11 protein-coding genes are annotated in these 16995 nt (G+C 71.9%); 4 read left to right on the top strand and 7 right to left on the bottom strand.

Going from position 1 to position 16995, the window contains the following annotated elements:
- Positions 1–3: 3 nt before the first annotated feature.
- Positions 4–3015 (top strand): FxSxx-COOH system tetratricopeptide repeat protein, encoded by a 3012-nt coding sequence (fxsT, locus tag J2X68_RS17345; protein ID WP_310433443.1) that lies wholly within the window; start codon positions 4–6, stop codon positions 3013–3015.
- Positions 3016–3131: 116 nt separating this feature from the next.
- Here the strand turns inward: fxsT and J2X68_RS17350 are convergent, their stop codons facing one another.
- From J2X68_RS17350 to J2X68_RS17365, 4 genes are all read right to left on the bottom strand, one after another.
- Entirely contained in the window at positions 3132–6953 is a 3822-nt protein-coding gene (locus J2X68_RS17350) for a multifunctional oxoglutarate decarboxylase/oxoglutarate dehydrogenase thiamine pyrophosphate-binding subunit/dihydrolipoyllysine-residue succinyltransferase subunit (RefSeq protein WP_310433444.1), read from the bottom strand.
- 302 nt (positions 6954–7255) lie between these two features.
- The gene (locus J2X68_RS17355) at positions 7256–8359 is read right to left on the bottom strand and encodes an ATP-binding protein (RefSeq protein WP_310433445.1); all 1104 of its coding nucleotides are present in this window, start codon (positions 8357–8359) and stop codon (positions 7256–7258) included.
- On the bottom strand, positions 8356–9096 hold the full coding sequence (locus J2X68_RS17360; protein WP_310433446.1) for a response regulator transcription factor: 741 nt from the start codon (positions 9094–9096) through the stop codon (positions 8356–8358). The genes J2X68_RS17355 and J2X68_RS17360 overlap by 4 nt, the downstream gene beginning before the upstream one ends.
- A 122-nt stretch (positions 9097–9218) precedes the next feature.
- Complete coding sequence (locus J2X68_RS17365) at positions 9219–9905, bottom strand: spermidine synthase (RefSeq protein WP_310433447.1); 687 nt, start codon at positions 9903–9905, stop codon at positions 9219–9221.
- A 195-nt stretch (positions 9906–10100) separates the two neighbouring features.
- Here J2X68_RS17365 and J2X68_RS17370 point away from each other — a divergent pair, with 195 nt between their 5' ends.
- On the top strand, positions 10101–10967 hold the full coding sequence (locus tag J2X68_RS17370; RefSeq protein ID WP_310433448.1) for a rhomboid-like protein: 867 nt from the start codon (positions 10101–10103) through the stop codon (positions 10965–10967).
- Between the two features lie 95 nt (positions 10968–11062).
- On the opposite strand, the gene J2X68_RS17375 is transcribed toward J2X68_RS17370, so the two are convergent.
- Positions 11063–12082, bottom strand: coding sequence for a DUF5954 family protein (locus J2X68_RS17375; protein ID WP_310433449.1), 1020 nt, complete (start codon positions 12080–12082; stop codon positions 11063–11065).
- A gap of 131 nt (positions 12083–12213) precedes the next feature.
- Positions 12214–12870, bottom strand: coding sequence for a GNAT family N-acetyltransferase (locus J2X68_RS17380; protein ID WP_310433450.1), 657 nt, complete (start codon positions 12868–12870; stop codon positions 12214–12216).
- A 202-nt stretch (positions 12871–13072) separates the two neighbouring features.
- Here J2X68_RS17380 and lon point away from each other — a divergent pair, with 202 nt between their 5' ends.
- Positions 13073–15487, top strand: coding sequence for an endopeptidase La (gene lon / locus J2X68_RS17385; protein WP_310433451.1), 2415 nt, complete (start codon positions 13073–13075; stop codon positions 15485–15487).
- Positions 15488–15654: 167 nt separating this feature from the next.
- Complete coding sequence (locus J2X68_RS17390; protein ID WP_310433452.1) at positions 15655–16155, top strand: MarR family transcriptional regulator; 501 nt, start codon at positions 15655–15657, stop codon at positions 16153–16155.
- A 22-nt stretch (positions 16156–16177) separates the two neighbouring features.
- Here J2X68_RS17390 and J2X68_RS17395 read toward each other — a convergent pair whose 3' ends face one another.
- Entirely contained in the window at positions 16178–16969 is a 792-nt protein-coding gene (locus tag J2X68_RS17395) for a hypothetical protein (protein WP_310433453.1), read from the bottom strand.
- Between the last annotated feature and the right edge of the window lie 26 nt (positions 16970–16995).

Genomic DNA, 16995 nt, shown 5'->3' on the forward strand with positions numbered 1-16995 from the left:
TGCATGTCTGGAGCTCGTACGCCGGTCAGGACGACCGTGGGGGAGGCGGCGCATCAGACCGTCACCATCAGCTTCGCCGGGTTCAACCGGGCTTGGGCGGCCTGGATCGGCGACCGGCTGGAGCGCCGGGGGCTGCGCGTGGTGTTCCAGCGGTGGGACTCGCCGGCCGAGGTCCCGCTCGTGGACCTGCTGCGCCACCTGAAGATGGCCGAGGGCCGGATTCTGGTGCTCGTCAGCGAGTGGTACTTCCAACTGGGCCCGCGCACCCGCGAGGAGTGGAACGCGGCGCTGGGCGAGGTCGTGGGCCCCGACCCGTCCCGTTTCGCGGCCGTCTCCGTCACCACGGCGTCCGTGCCCACCGCCGCCGCCGTACTCGCCCCCGTCGAACTGATCAACGTGGGCGCCGACGAGGCCGAGCGGCGCCTGCTGGACCGGCTCGGCCTGCCCGCAGGACCGCTCCCGGAGACGGCGGCGGTCGAACGCCGCGCGCCCCGCTTCCCCGCGTCCATGCCCGAGGTGTGGGGCGGGGTGCCGCGCCGCAACACGCGCTTCACCGGCCGCGAGTCCCTCCTGAACGACGCCTATCACCAGTTGCAGGGCGCCGCGCCGGGCGCGGGCGTGGTCACGTTCCACGGCATGTCGGGCGTGGGCAAGACCCAGCTCGCCGCCGAATACGTCTACCGCTTCGGCTCCGAGTACGACGTCGTGTGGTGGGTCAACGCCGAGAAGCGGGTCACCTACCGACGCCTGCTGGCCGAACTGGCCCCCAAGCTGGGCCTGCGGACCGGCCAGGAGTACGGCGAGCGGCTGCGCGCGGTACGGGACTCGCTGCGCCGGGGCGACCCCTACGCCCGCTGGCTGCTGATCCTGGACGGCGCCGACGAGCCCGACCAGATCTGGGACCTGGTGCCCACCGGCCCCGGCCACGTGATCATCACCTCGCGCAACCCCGAGTGGAGCGAGCACAACAGCATGCTGCTGGAAGTGCCGGTGTACGCGCGGGACGAGTCGGTGGCCTTCATCCGCCGCCGCGCGCCGCGTCTCGCCGAGCCGGAGGCGGACCTGCTGGCGGAGGCCCTGGAGGACCTGCCGCTGCTGCTCGACCAGACGGCGGGCTGGCTCAACGACTCCGACCTGTCGGTCCAGGAGTACATCGGACTGCTGGAAGGCGGCATCGACCAGGACGTCGTGAAGGTCTCGGCCGACTTCCCGCTCGCCTTCCAGACCGCGTGGTCGATACTGCTGAACAAACTCCGCGAGACCGTCCCCGAGTCCGTCGACCTCCTGCGGCTGTGCACCTTCTTCGCGCCCGGCTTCATCCCCGTACGCCTCCTCAAGGAGATGCCGAGCGGCGACCTGCCCGAACAGATCGCCGGGCTGCTCAACGACCCCCTGCTGTGGAACAAGGCGATCAGTCAGCTCCGCCAGTACTCCGTGGTGCGCCTGGAGTCCCACGAGACCCTCGGCGACGAGGTGGTCTCCTCCGGCGAGTCCCTCTATCTGCACCGGATGGTCCACCAGATCGTCCAGAAGGACATGCCGGACGCGGACCGGGCCGAGTTCATCGACGTCGTGCGCCGGGCGCTGGCCGCGGCCGACCCCCGCAGGCCCACCGACACCCGCCTGTGGCAGCGGTACGCCGACATCGTGCCCCACCTGAAGTACGCGGACGTCCTCAACAGCCGGGACTCGGGAGTGCAGGGCCTGGTCCTCAACTGCCTGCGCTACATGTACTTCTCCGGCGAGTACGCGGCCGGCATCAAGCTCGGCGAACGCGCCATGGAGTCCTGGCGTTCGCTCCTCGGCGAGAGCCACCCGCGGATCTGGGAGCTGACGTTCCACTACGTCAACGTGCTGCGGGCCGGCGGTGAGTACGCGCGGACCGAGGCACTCAACCGCGCGGCCGTCGAGCAGTTGCGGGAGGAGCGGGGAGCGCAGGACCTGGAGCATCTGCGCTTCGCCAGCGGTCTCGCCGCCGACCTGCGCGGCCTGGGCCGCTACGACGAGGCGCTCGAACTGTCCCGGTGGAGTCAGCTGGCCTACCACGAACTCCTCGGCGAACAGGACTCGCGCACCCTCAACGCGCGCAACAACGTGGCCGTCTCGCTGCGTCTGCTCGGCGCCTACCCGGAGGCGCTGGACATCGACCGGCAGGTCATGGAGGCGCGGCGGCTGGTGCTGAAGGGGCGTCACCCGTGGACGCTCGACTCACAGATCTCGTACTCCATCGACCTGCGGCTGCTGGGCCGCTACACCGAGGCCGAGTCGATCCAGGCGCAGAGCGTCCGCGACAACGCGATCGTGATGGGGGACAGCAACCCGCAGACCCTGAAGGCCGAGTACAACCTCGCGCTGTGCCTGTACCGCAACGGGGATCGCGCGAGGGCCGGGGAACTCTTCAGCACCGTCCTGGACAACGGCGAGCGGGTCATGGGCGAGACACACCCGTGGACCCTCATGTTCGCCTGTGCCCAGAGCTGCTTCGCCCGGGAGCACGGTGACATCGACCAGGCCCGGGAGCTCAGCGAGGCGGTCGTCGCGCGCTACGAGGTCATGCTCGCCGACGACCATCCCTTCGTCGCCGGGGCCCGCGCCAACCAGGCCCTCATCCTGCGCAACGTGGGCGAACGGGAGCACGCCCACGTCCTCCTCGAACAGGCGCTGGCCGCGATGACGGAGGCGGTCGGGGAGAACCATCCCTGGACCCTGGGATGCGCCCTCAACGCCTCCGCCCTGCGCAACCTGGTCGGCGACACCGAGAGCGCGGCCGCGCTCAGCAGGGACACCGTGACCCGGGCCGCCGAGCTGCTCGGGCGCACCCACCCGCTCACCCTGTCGGCCCGCATCGCGCACGCGGCCGATCTGCGCGGGCTGCGGGACCGGCTGCAGGCGGAGAAGGTCGAGCAGGAAGCCCTGTCGGACCTCGAGGCGACGCTGGGCAAGCAGCACGTCCACACCATCTCGGCCCGCTCCCGGAACCGGCCCTACTGGGACTTCGAACCCCAGACGACCTGACGCCGGACGCCCGGACGCCGAAGGGCCCGCCACCCGAAACCCCGGGTGGCGGGCCCTTCGCCGTCGGACTGCGTCGGACGGCCGGGTCCGACGGGTACGTCAGGTGGTTCCGAGGCTCAGGCCTCGAACACCTCACGGACCAGCTGCTCCTGCTCCGCCTGGTGCCGCTTGGCCGAGCCGACCGCCGGGGACGAGCCGTGCGGGCGCGAGATGCGGCGCAGGCGCTCGCCGTGCGGCACGTCCGCGCCGACCGCGAGGTCCAGGTGGTCGATCAGGTTCAGGGCGATGAACGGCCAGGCGCCCTGGTTGGCCGGCTCCTCCTGGGTCCAGAGGTACTTCTCGGCGTTGGGGTACTTGTTGACCTCCGCCTGGACCTCGGCGCCCGGCAGCGGGTACAGCCGCTCGAGGCGGATGATCGCCGTGTCCGTGACGCCGCGCTTCTGACGCTCGGCGTCCAGGTCGTAGTAGACCTTGCCGGCGCAGAAGACGACCTTCTTCACGGCCGCCGGGTCGGTGATCGACGAGTCGCCGATGACCGGGCGGAACTGGCCGCTCGTGAACTCCTCCGCCTTCGACGCGGCGGCCTTGAGGCGCAGCATCGACTTCGGGGTGAAGACGACCAGCGGCTTGTGGTGCGGGTTGTGCACCTGCCACCGCAGGAGGTGGAAGTAGTTCGACGGGAGCGTGGGCATCGCGACCGTCATGTTGTTCTGGGCGCAGAGCTGGAGGAAGCGCTCGACACGGGCCGAGGAGTGGTCCGGGCCCTGGCCCTCGTAGCCGTGGGGGAGGAGGAGCGTGACACCGCTCGTCTGGCCCCACTTCTGCTCGGCCGCCGAGATGTACTCGTCGACCACGGTCTGCGCGCCGTTGACGAAGTCGCCGAACTGCGCCTCCCACATCACGAGCGCGTCGGGGCGGGCCAGCGAGTAACCGTACTCGAAGCCCATCACCGCGTACTCGGAGAGGAGGGAGTTGTAGACGTTGTAGCGGGCCTGCTCGTCGTTGAGGTACTGGAGCGGGGTGTGCTCCTCGCCCGTCTCGCGGTCGATCAGCACCGCGTGGCGCTGGCCGAAGGTGCCGCGCTGCGAGTCCTGGCCGGACAGCCGGACCGGGGTGCCCTCCAGCAGCAGCGAGCCGACGGCCAGCGTCTCGCCCATGCCCCAGTCGATCGTGCCGTCCTCGACCATCGTCGCCCGGCGCTGGAGCTGCGGCAGCAGGCGCGGGTGGACGTGGAAGGAGTCCGGGATGTTGACCTGGGACTCGGCGATGCGCTTGACGACCTCCGCGGAGACGGCGGTGTTCACCGCCACGGGGAAGTTGTCCTGCGGCTCGTGGGCGTCGCCGGCGGCGGGCTGCGCGGTGGCCTCGCGGACCTCCGTGAAGACCTTCTCCAGCTGGCCCTGGTAGTCCTGGAGCGCCTGCTCGGCCTCTTCCAGGGTGATGTCGCCGCGACCGATGAGGGACTCGGTGTAGAGCTTGCGCACCGAGCGCTTCTTGTCGATCAGGTCGTACATCAGCGGCTGGGTGAAGGCCGGGTTGTCCGACTCGTTGTGACCGCGACGGCGGTAGCAGATGAGGTCGATCACCACGTCCTTGTTGAACGCCTGGCGGAACTCGAAGGCCAGCCGCGCGACGCGGACCACGGCCTCCGGGTCGTCGCCGTTCACGTGGAAGATCGGGGCCTCGATCATGCGTGCCACGTCCGTGGCGTACATCGACGAGCGCGAGGACTCCGGGGCGGCGGTGAAGCCGACCTGGTTGTTGATGACGATGTGGACCGTGCCGCCCGTGCGGTAACCGCGCAGCTGCGACATGTTCAGGGTCTCGGCCACCACGCCCTGGCCCGCGAAGGCCGCGTCGCCGTGCAGGGCGACCGGCAGGACGGTGAAGTCCGTGCCGCCCTTGTTGATGATGTCCTGCTTGGCGCGGGCGATGCCCTCGATGACCGGGTCGACCGTCTCCAGGTGGGACGGGTTGGCGGCCAGCGAGACCTTGATCTGCTCGCCGTCCAGGCCCGTGAAGGTCCCCTCGGCGCCCAGGTGGTACTTCACGTCGCCGGAGCCGTGCATCGACTTCGGGTCGAGGTTGCCCTCGAACTCGCGGAAGATCTGCGCGTACGACTTGCCGACGATGTTCGCGAGGACGTTCAGGCGGCCGCGGTGGGCCATGCCGATGACGACCTCGTCCAGCCGCGACTCGGCCGCGCTGTCCAGCACCGCGTCGAGCAGCGGGATGACGGACTCGCCACCCTCCAGGGAGAAGCGCTTCTGGCCGACGTACTTCGTCTGCAGGAAGGTCTCGAAGGCCTCCGCCGCGTTCAGCCGGCGCAGGATGCGCAGCTGCTCCTCGCGCTCCGGCTTGCTGTGGGCGCGCTCGATGCGGTCCTGGATCCAGCGGCGCTGCTTCGGGTCCTGGATGTGCATGAACTCGACGCCCGTGGTGCGGCAGTACGAGTCGCGCAGCACGCCGAGGATGTCGCGCAGCTTCATCAGGGACTTGCCCGCGAAGCCGCCGACCGCGAACTCGCGCTCGAGGTCCCACAGGGTGAGGCCGTGCTCGGTGATGTCCAGGTCGGGGTGCTTGCGCTGGCGGTACTCCAGCGGGTCGGTGTCGGCCATGACGTGGCCGCGGACCCGGTAGGAGTGGATCAGCTCGAAGACCCGGGCGGCCTTGGTGACGTCGTCGTCGTGGCTGGCGTCGATGTCCTTGAGCCAGCGGACCGGCTCGTAGGGGATGCGCAGCGCCTCGAAGATCTCGTCGTAGAAGCCGTTCTCCCCGAGCAGGAAGTTGGCGACGACGCGCAGGAACTCGCCGGAGGCGGCGCCCTGGATGACCCGGTGGTCGTAGGTCGACGTGAGCGTCATGACCTTCGAGATGCCGAGCTTGTTCAGGGTGTCCTGGCTGGTGCCCTGGAACTCCGCCGGGTAGTCCATGGAGCCGACGCCCATGATCACCGACTGGCCGGGCATCAGACGCGGCACGGAGTGCACGGTGCCGAGGCCGCCGGGGTTGGTCAGGGAGACCGTGACGCCGGTGAAGTCGTCCATCGTCAGCTTGCCGTCGCGGGCGCGGCGGACGATGTCCTCGTAGGCCTGCCAGAACTCGAAGAAGTTCAGCGTCTCGGCCTTCTTGATGCCGGCCACGACGAGCTGGCGGTCGCCGTTGGGCTTCACCAGGTCGATGGCCAGGCCGAAGTTGACGTGCGGCGGCTTGACGAGGGTGGGCTTCCCGTCCTTCTCCGCGTAGTGCCAGTTCATCGACGGCATGGCCTTGATGGCCTGCACCATCGCGAAGCCGATCAGGTGCGTGAAGGAGATCTTCCCGCCCCGGGCGCGCTTGAGGTGGTTGTTGATGACGATGCGGTTGTCGAACAGCAGCTTCACCGGGACGGCGCGCACGGACGTGGCCGTGGGCAGCTCCAGCGAGGCGTTCATGTTCTTGGCGACCGCGGCGGCGGGGCCGCGCAGCGTCACGAACTCGGGACCCTGCGCAGGCGTGGCCGGGGCGGCGGCGGGCGCGGGCTTCGCGGCGGCCGGCTTGGCTGCCGGGGCCGCCTTCGCCGGAGCCTGGGCGGCGGCCGGAGCGGCTGCCGCGGGCTTCGGGGCGGCGGCCTGCGCGGGAGCCTGGGCGGCGGCTGCCGGAGCAGCGGGCGCCGCCTGGGCCGGAGCGGCCGGTGCGGCGGGCGCAGGGGGCGTGGTGGTCGCTGCGGCCCCCGCGGCCGCAGTACCCGCCGGAGCCGGGGGAGTGGCGGCCCCCGGCTTGTAGTCGGCGAAGAAGTCCCACCAGGCACGGTCTACCGAGTTCGGGTCCTGGAGGTACTGCTGATAGATCTCATCGACGAGCCACTCGTTCGGCCCGAACGCGGCAGCGGGATTCTTGCCCGCTTGGTCTGCGTCGGTCGAGATGCTCGATGCGTTACTGGGGGACTGTGGCGACACGGCGGCAACCGCCCTCTTCCGCTTCACAAGGTGATGGACAGCGGGAATAAAGGCTACGCCCCCTGGAGGGGGAAGGTCAGGCCGGGCCGGTGCATCGTCGCGTAAGTCACATCGGAAAGAGCGTTTCGCGGCTGTAAATGGCGGGAAACAAGCGCGGTTGCGCGTCAAAAGGGGTGCGTTGATGCAGGTCGCGCACGCCGAGCGTGCGGACCCGTGCCGACCTGGGACGGTCCGCTGCCTGATCACACGTGTCCGGCTGCGCGGACGCCGGTGGATCTTGTGGCTCCGGTGCGAACTTTACGTCAACTTGGGACGGAAAACTCTCCCGGAAGAGTGACAAGAATCCGGCAGCCCCGCTCGGATTCGGCCACGCCGATCCGGCCGCCGTGAAGATCGACCGCCCAGCGGGCGATCGCCAGCCCCAGCCCCGTGCCCCCGTCGCTGCCCGGGCCGTGCGGCCGGCGGACGGCTCCGCGGTTGAAGCGCTCGAACACCCGGCGCCACTCCGAGCGCGGGATGCCGGGCCCCTCGTCCAGGACCTCGAGCTCCAGCGACTCCGGCAGCGGCCCGCGCCGCGCCTTCACGGTCACCCGTCCGTGCGGCGGGCTGTGCTTGACCGCGTTGTCGATCAGGTTCGCGACGACCTGGTGGATGCGCTCCGGGTCCGCGTGCGCGGTCAGCTCCGGCGGGGACACGTCCAGGTGCAGATGGACGTCGGTGCGCGTGTGGTTGCCGCCCGAGCCCATCGTGGCGCGCGCCGAGGCGACCATGTTGGCCTCCTTCAGCACCCCGGACAGGTACGGCCACACCTCGAAGCGCCGCTTGCGCAGCGGGACGACGCCGTTGTCGAGGCGGGACAGGTCCAGCAGCGTCTCCACCAGGCGCCCGAGCCGCTCCGTCTGCTTCAGGGCGGTGCGCATCGTCTCGGGGTCCGCCTCGGCGATGCCGTCGACGACGTTCTCCAGGACGGCGCGCAGGCCGGCGATGGGCGTGCGCAGCTCGTGCGAGACGTTGGCCACGAGCTCCTTGCGCTGCCGGTCCTGCGCCTCCAGCTCGTCCGCCATGACATTGATCGTCTGGGCCAGGTCGCCCAGCTCGTCGCGGCGGTTCTCGCTCACCCGGCGGGTGTAGTCGCCGTGCGAGATGGACCGGGCGACCGTGTTCATCTCGTCCAGCGGGGCGGTGAGCGAATGCGCCACGAACTGCGTGATCAGCAGTGTGGCGATCATCGAGAAGACCGTGATGAAGCGGAGCTCCGTCTTGGTGTGCACCGCGATCATCGACAGACCCGTGGTGATCAGTACCGAGATGACGACGAGCGCACCCAGCTTGGTCTTGATCGAGAACGGGCGTACACGGCCCCAGGGTTCCCCGGGGCTTCTCGGTCCGTCCGGCCCGGGGCTCATGGCGTCGGGGTCTCCAGCGCGTAGCCCACGCCGTGCACCGTGCGGATCCGCTCGGCGCCGATCTTCCGCCGCAGCGCCTTGATGTGGCTGTCGACGGTACGGGTGCCGGAGGCGTCCGCCCAGTCCCAGACCTCCGCGAGGAGCTGCTCACGGGAGAGCACCGCGCGCGGGGTGTTCGCCAGGCAGACCAGCAGGTCGAACTCGGTCGGCGTGAGATGCACGTCCTCCGAGCGCACCCGCACCCGGCGCTGCGCGTGGTCGATCTCGAGCTCGCCGAGCCGCAGGATCCCGCTGCGCGGGGTCGTCGCCGCGATCGCGGCCCGCTCCACCCGGCGCAGCAGCACGTGCACGCGTGCCGCCAGCTCCCGCATGGAGAACGGCTTGGTCATGTAGTCGTCGGCGCCCACGCCGAGCCCGACCAGCATGTCGGTCTCGTCGTCGCGCGCGGTGAGCATGAGCACCGGCACCGGACGGGCGGCCTGCACACGACGGCAGACCTCCAGACCGTCGAAGCCGGGCAGCATGATGTCGAGGATCAGCAGATCGGGCTGCCAGGCCTCGGCGGTGTCGACGGCCGCCGGGCCGTCGCCCGCCGTTTGCACGAGGAATCCCTCGGCGCGCAGGCGGGCCGCGATGGCGTCGACGATCGTCGGGTCGTCCTCGACGACCAGGACGCGCCGCTGCGCGCCCGGCGTCGCCGTCGCCGTGCTGTTGTGTGCGGTGTGTGTCTGCTCCATCGCCCGCCCCTGAGTGTGCTTTCCGGAACCAGTGGGGTGATCCCTTGTCTGCGCATGACTGCGGTTGACGCGTAAATGATCGGCGTCAGGGGTGCAGCGTACGGGGAGTCACCACGGGTTTGCTATCCAGGTCGGACGGCGAGGTGGACGACGTCCGGCACGCCTCGGGCAACCGGGATCTCTTCGGTACGCACCTGTTGGAACCCGGCATTCCCCATGGTTCCCTCGAATTCCGGAGAGGGCCGGGCCGACCATACGGCCAGCACCCCACCGGGTCTCAACACCCGGGCGCAGCTTGCGAGTCCGGCCGTCGAATAGAGGCTTTCGTTGCCTTCGGTGACGGTCCAGTCGGGTCCGTTGTCGATGTCGAGGCACACCGCGTCGAACGTGTCGCATGTCTCATTGACGTAGTCGAGCAGATCCGCTGCGACGATCTTCGTCCGGGGATCGGCGAGCGCCTCCCCGGAGACGGCGGCCAGCGGGCCGTCGAGATGCCAGTCGATGACGGCGCGCTCGCGCTCCACGACCGTGACGCCGCCCCAGCGCGGATCGGCGGCGGCGTGCGCGAGCGAGAAGCCGACGCCGAGGCCGCCGATCAGCAGCGCGGGCGAGGGGCGGTCGTCCAGCGCGGAGAGCGCGGCGTCGACCAGGAGCCGTTCCGAGCGGCCGTCCGAGGTGTCCATCAGGAAGCAGCCGTTGGCGATGATCTGGAGCAACTCCCCGTGCCGGCGCAGGACGACCTCACCGTAGGGGCCCTCGCGACGGTCCAGCACCTCGGGCGCGTCGGGGATGTCGTACGGGATGGGCATCGGCCCATCCTGGCATTTCCCTGACGGTTTGTTGAGGGATTTCCGTGGGCGCGGGATGAGGTTGACGCACATCGGTTCGGAACGGCTGGGAGAAGTATCGGAGCTTTCTGTGAATCGGCCCAGGCGTGGCGTCGGTCACAGACAGCGGACCGGCACGGCGCGAAGGGTGGGGTGCAACGGAAGGAGCGCCTCACGGTGGAACGCACGGCAGCGCCCACGAGCCCGTCCCCGCCCGACGCGTCCGGGCTGCTGGACGGCATCCCGGGCCAGCGCACCCCGCCTCGCCCCGAGCCGCCCGTCGTGCCGCCCGACCCGCTCGTCGAGCCCTCCGCCGTATCGCCTGTCGAGCCCTCCGCCGGAACGCCGGCCGGGCCGTCCGTCGCATCGCCCGCCGCATCGCCCGTCGGACCGTCCGCCGGGGCGGCCACCCGCCGCCGGTGCCGGATCCCCGCTCCCTTCACCCTCGCCTACGCGGCCGTCCTCGCCGTCACCTCGTACGTCACCGCGCACGCCGGACCCGGCCTCGTGCACACCCTGCACCAGGGCTCCAGCACCGACGTCGCGCATCTGGTGCGGACACCCGTGCTGGTGCTGCTGGCCAGCGCGCTGTGGGTGGCGGGCGGCTTCGCCTCTCCCTTCACGCTCGGATTCCTGGCCGTCCTGGTGACGCTGGAGCGGCGCATAGGCGGCGCCCGCACGGCCGTCGTGTTCCTGCTCGGGCATGTGCTGGCCACCCTCGCGACCGAGGTCCCGGTGGGTCTGGCCGTGCTCGCCGGCCGGTTGCCCGACAGTTCGCTGCACCGCCTCGACTACGGCATCAGCTTCGGCGTCGCCGCGAGCGTGGGCGCGCTGGCGGGCCTGCTCGGGCCGTGGCTGCGCCGGCCGCTGCTCGCCGCCTTCGGCGGGATGCTGCTCCAGGACCTGATCGCCTTCACCGACCCGATGACGAACTGGGGGCACCTGATCGCGCTGGTGATCGGCGTCGGCACCTGGCCGTGGCTGCGGCGCCTGCCGCGGGCCCGGGCGGCCTCCCGTCCCCGGGGCGGGGCTCCGGCTGCTTGACCGCGTCCCGTCCGCTGGACGGCACCTCGGCCGCTGGACGGTGCTCCGGTCGCCGAACCGCGTTCCGGCGGCGGGTCGGCGCCGGGTGACCCCGGTCAGTCGTCGTACTGGACCGTGCCGTCCGTGAGCAGGGTCGGGTGGAGCTTCATGGGGCCGTACTCGTCGAGGTCCGACGGGCGGGGCGGCTCGGGGCCGTCGGGGCCCAGGCGGACCATCCGCTCGACGCGGCAGATCCGGAACAGGCGGTCCTCGACGCTCGCCTCGTCGGCCCGCCCGGCCGCCCGGAACGCCTCCGCGGCCCGCGCGTACAGGGCCTTCTTGCGCTCGTCGAAGCGGTAGAGCATCGCCCAGACGCGGGCCATGCCCTCGTACAGCGAGCGGCGCGCCTCGTGCGGGGTCGACGCCAGGGAGCCGCACGGCGTCCAGCCGGACCCGTCGCGTTCGGCCACCGAGTAGCCGACGGGCAGCCGCACCACGTCCGGGTGCGTCCGGGCCGCCCACTCGGAGTCCGCGCGCACGTCGGCGGGGAAGCGGGCGCCGGTGTACGTGAAGTCGCGCAGACCCAGCCGGAGGGCGCCCGCCATCGGGCCCTCGTCCCGGTCGGGGTCCAGGACGTAGCCCACGTCGGGCGAGGGGGCGGCGCCCGGGTCCTCCCAGGACGGGCTCACGGGCTCCGGGTCGGTGGGCCGGGGCGGCTCCAGACCGCCGTCGCCGCTCCGGGCGAACTCGTCGCCGCGCACCACCCGGTAGCGCACGCCCAGCGCCTCCACCTCGTCGGCCGGGGCCCGCTCCAGCACGGCCACGGCCGCCAGCAGCTCGCGCCGGGCGGCCGGGTCGTCGGTGCCGTCCTTCGCCGTGAACCACAGGTGCGAGTTGAGCCCGTCCCGGGCCTGCTGGGGCATGCCGTCCACCACCGGCTTCAGCAGCCGCCAGCCCGGTTCGGCGGCCGCCCGGTCCTGCGCGGCGACACCGAAGACGGGCCCGCGCAGCGCGATGTGCGGATAGCGGCGCGATGCGTCGACGGCGTCCGCTTCCGTGACCCACGCGACGGGGTCGTCACGGCGGACCAGGTCGGCGTGGAGGGCGTCGAGACGTCGCTTCCAGTCATCGGTCATACGCGCATTGTGGTCGCGGCGTCGGGCGACTTCGGGGTGAATGCCGGAAGTGGGCGGGGTACGGAGAGGGGGCGCGGGGGGCGTGCCCCGTTGTGCGGCACCGAGGGGTGCGCCCTCTCGGCCGCCGGACGTCACCGCTGTGGGTCGCCCGTGAACTTGGCGCTGGTCAGCGAGGACTCGACACGCCAGCCCAGCGACTCGTACAGTGCCCGCCCCTCCGGGGTGGCCCCCAGTACGCCCGTCCGGGCGCCCTGGGCGAGCGCCGCGTGCTGCAGGGTGCGCATGACGAGGGCGCCGAGCCCGCGCCGGCGGTGGCGGGGGGAGGTCTCGACCTGGTCGACGACCGCCGTCGCGCCGGTCGGGGCGATCTGCCCGCGCGCGGCGAGCGAGCCGTCCGCCGCGGCGATCATGGTGCGGGTCACCCCGCCCCGCGACCAGGTGCGGATCCGGTAGCCGTCGGGGGCGGGGCCGGGCGGGACGTCCGGGAGCGGCGCCGTCATCAGGAAGCCGGGCTCGGGGTCGACCCACCAGCCGGGTCCCAGCCAGGGCCCGACCACCGCCGGGTCGGCGAACACCTTCAGCCAGACCCCGGCCCCGGTCACCGCGCCCGCCACCTTCCGCACGACCGGCTCCGTCACCGCGTCGCCCGTCGCGCGGAGCACCTGCCGGGTGACGTGAGGGAGGCCCGTTCCCACGTCCACCGACCAGCCCCAGGGCTCGGCCACCGGTGGAGCCGCACCCCGCGACACGACCCATCCCTCCACCCACGCGCGGACGAGACGATCCACAGGAGCCCCCTGAGAAAAGGTGAATGACACGAAATGTAAGCGGCACTTAACTTGTTTGCCTCTTACGTACGAGCGTATGTCCGACGCGGCCCGCCGGGACAGCCGTGATCGCCCACAGCGAACGTGTCCGGTCGTGGGGAACATTCCATGGCTCAGGTGCATTGAGTCGGCATAGCTCAACTTGACTGCCTAAGGGGAGATCATGGCATCGACGTCCACTCCGCTCACCCTGCCCGTGCTGCCTCTCGACGAGGAGGTCGTGCTCCCCGGCATGGTGGTTCCGCTGGACCTCAACGACACCGATGTGCGCGCCGCGGTGGAAGCCGCCCAGGCCGCAGCCCGTTCAACACCGGGCAAGCCCCAGGTACTCCTGGTCCCGCGCATCGACGGCGCCTACGCCGCCACCGGTGTCCTCGGCACCGTCGAGCAGGTCGGCCGGCTGGCCGACGGCGACCCGGGCGCGCTCATCCGCGGCCGCAGCCGGGTCCGGATCGGCGCCGGGACCACCGGGCCCGGCGCGGCCCTGTGGGTCGAGGGGACGAAGGTCGACCGGACCGTTCCCGAGCCGCTGCCCGGTCATGTCGCCGAACTCGTCAAGGAGTACAAGGCGCTCGCCACCGCCTGGCTGCGCAAGCGCGGCGCCTGGCAGGTCGTCGACCGCGTCCAGGCCATCGACGACGTCTCCGCGCTCGCCGACAACTCCGGCTACTCGCCGTTCCTGACCACCGAGCAGAAGGTGGAGCTCCTGGAGACCGCCGACCCGGTGGCCCGCCTGAAGCTCGCCACCCAGCAGCTGCGCGACCACCTCGCCGAGCAGGACGTGGCCGAGACCATCGCCAAGGACGTCCAGGAGGGCGTCGACAAGCAGCAGCGCGAATTCCTCCTGCGGCGCCAGCTGGAGGCCGTGCGCAAGGAACTGCGCGAGCTCAACGGCGAGCAGGAGGGCGAGGAGTCCGACGACTACCGCGCCCGCGTCGAGGCCGCCGACCTGCCCGGGAAGGTCCGCGAGGCCGCCCTCAAGGAGGTCGACAAGCTGGAGCGGTCCAGCGACCAGTCGCCCGAGGGCTCCTGGATCCGCACCTGGCTGGACACCGTCCTCGAACTGCCGTGGAACGAGCGGACCGAGGACCGCTACGACATCCAGGGAGCCCGCGCCGTCCTCGACGCCGAGCACGCCGGCCTCGACGACGTGAAGGAGCGGATCACCGAGTACCTCGCGGTGCGCAAGCGGCGCGGCGAGCGCGGCCTGGGCGTCGTGGGCGGACGGCGCGGCGGCGCCGTGCTCGCGCTCGTCGGCCCGCCCGGCGTCGGCAAGACCAGCCTCGGCGAGTCCGTCGCCCACGCCATGGGCCGCAAGTTCGTCCGCGTCGCCCTCGGCGGCGTCCGCGACGAGGCCGAGATCCGCGGCCACCGCCGCACCTACGTCGGCGCGCTGCCCGGCCGCATCGTGCGGGCGATCAAGGAGGCCGGGTCGCTGAACCCGGTGGTGCTCCTCGACGAGATCGACAAGGTGGGATCCGACTACCGGGGCGACCCGGCGGCCGCCCTGCTGGAGGTGCTGGACCCGGCGCAGAACCACACGTTCCGCGACCACTACCTGGAGGTCGAGCTCGACCTGTCGGACGTGGTGTTCCTCGCCACCGCCAACGTGCTCGAAGCCATCCCGGAGGCCCTGCTCGACCGGATGGAGCTGGTCCGCCTCGACGGCTACACGGAGGACGAGAAGGTCGTCATCGCCCGCGACCACCTGCTCCCGCGCCAGCTGGAGCGGGCGGGCCTGGACGAGGACGAGGTGGCCCTCGACGAGAGCGCGCTGCGCAAGCTCGCCGGCGAGTACACCCGCGAGGCGGGGGTGCGCACCCTGGAGCGGTCCATCGCGCGGCTGCTGCGCAAGGTCGCGGCCCAGCACGAACTCGGTGAGCGGAAGCTGCCGTTCACGGTCCGGGACGAGGACCTGCGCGCCCTCATCGGCCGGCCGCACCACGTGCCCGAGTCGGCCCAGGACCCGGCCGAGCGCCGGACCGCCGTGCCCGGTGTCGCGACCGGTCTCGCGGTCACCGGCGCCGGCGGTGACGTCCTCTTCGTCGAGGCGTCGCTGGCCGACCCGGAGACCGGCGCGGCGGGCCTGACCCTGACCGGTCAGCTCGGTGACGTGATGAAGGAGTCGGCGCAGATCGCGCTCAGCTTCCTGCGCAGTCACGGCGCCGAACTGGAGCTGCCGGTGGGCGACCTCAAGGACCGGGGCGTGCACATCCACTTCCCGGCGGGCTCGGTCCCGAAGGACGGCCCGAGCGCCGGCGTCACGATGACGACGGCCCTCGCGTCCCTGCTGTCCGGCCGGCTCGTCCGCACGGATGTGGCGATGACCGGCGAGGTCTCGCTGACCGGCCGGGTCCTGCCGATCGGCGGGGTGAAGCAGAAGCTGCTCGCGGCGCACCGGGCGGGCGTGACGACCGTCGTCATCCCCAAGCGCAACGAGCCCGACCTGGACGACGTCCCGGCGGAGGTGCTGGACAAGCTCGACGTCCACGCCGTCACCGACGTCCGCCAGGTCCTGGAACTGGCGCTCGCGCCCGCCACGAACGGCGCGGCGCCGGAGGTTCCGGTCGCGGCGTGACGGACGCGACCGGAAGGGGAAGGCCCGGGTCCCGTGAGGGAGGCCCGGGCCTTCCCGGCTCCGCCGCGGACCCGCGCCGGGGCCTGGGCAGCGCCGCGGGTCCCCGCCTGCGAAATACTGAAGAGCCGCGTCGACGACCGGCGACCGGCGAGATCAGGGGTGCTGACGTGCACGAGGACACGAACGACGACGGACGCGAGAGCGGGTCCGGCACGTCGTCGCGCGGGGTGGAGCAGGGCGACCGGGAGTTCCTCTCCCTGGAGCGGGAGCTCACGGTGCTGCTGCGCCGGGCCCGCGCCAACCAGGGGGAGATGGCCCGCGAGGTCCACCCGGACCTGGAGTCCGCCGCCTACGGCCTCCTCGTCCGGCTGGAGGAGTGCGGCCGCCAGCGCGCCACGGAGCTCGCCGGCTACATCGGGGTCGGCAAGGCCACCATGTCCCGTCAGCTGCGCGCCCTGGAGGAACTGGGGCTGGTCGCCCGCGAGCCGGACCCGGCGGACGGCCGCGCCTGGCTCGTCGACCTCACCGAGGAGGGCCGCACGCGGGTGAGCCGGGTCCGTGAGGCCCGCCGCGAGCGGTACGTCACCCACTTCTCCGACTGGGACCGCCGGGAGGTTGCGGAGCTGGCCCGGCTGCTCCACCAGCTGAACCGGGGCATGGAGAAATAGCCCCGAGGGGGCGGCGGCGCCGTCACAGCTCCACGCACACCACCGTCGCGTCGTCGTGCGTCTTCGCCCGGCCCAGCAGGGCCCGCCCGGTGTCGGCGTCGGCGCGCTCCAGCGCCCGGACCCGCTCCACCAGCGTCCCGGCCCCCTGCCCCCGGACGACGTCGAACAGCTCCGTCCAGTCGCCCTGTCCGAAGAGCTCCGCCCAGCGGGTGGCCCCGTCCGACAGCGCGGCCAGGGAGCGGACCTCCGCGCGCGGCACGCCCCCCGTGATCGCGCGGGCCGCCACCCCGGGGTCGGCCGCGGCCGTGAAGAAGCCGCCCTCCTTGTTGCGGAGCGTGCCGTCGACGACCTCGGCGCTGCGCAGCAGGTCGCGCGGCAGGAGGGCCAGCCGGTCGTCGCGGACGGGGGTGACCGTGCCGTCCGGGGCGGCCAGCAGCAGCGTCGCGTCGCACAGGACCAGGTACTCGACGGTCAGCGGCGACCAGCGCGCGAGGACGACGGTGGCCTGTGGGGTCCGTGGGTGAGAAAGGTCACAGGCTCCCGCGTGGGCCTCGGCGGTACGCGCGATGGCGAGGGCGAGCGCCTCGGCCAGTGGAACATCCGGGAGCGAAACGGTCAGTTCGGTCAGGGCGCCGCCGAGTCGCGCGGTGAACCAGGGGACCGAATGGAGACAGCCGGCGCCGCCCGGAGGCGGTGTCACCCCGTCCAGCAGCACGAGCGAACCGCCCTGTCCGGAGGCGGGAAGTCCGACACTCGCGAAGTCCTCGTTGGGACGGGCCCGGTCGCCGGCCTCCGACACAAGTTCCGTACGCATCCGGCCAGTCTGCACGACCCCTTCAC

This window comes from Streptomyces sp. 3330 (assembly GCF_031456635.1).
Taxonomy (GTDB): Bacteria; Actinomycetota; Actinomycetes; order Streptomycetales; family Streptomycetaceae; genus Streptomyces.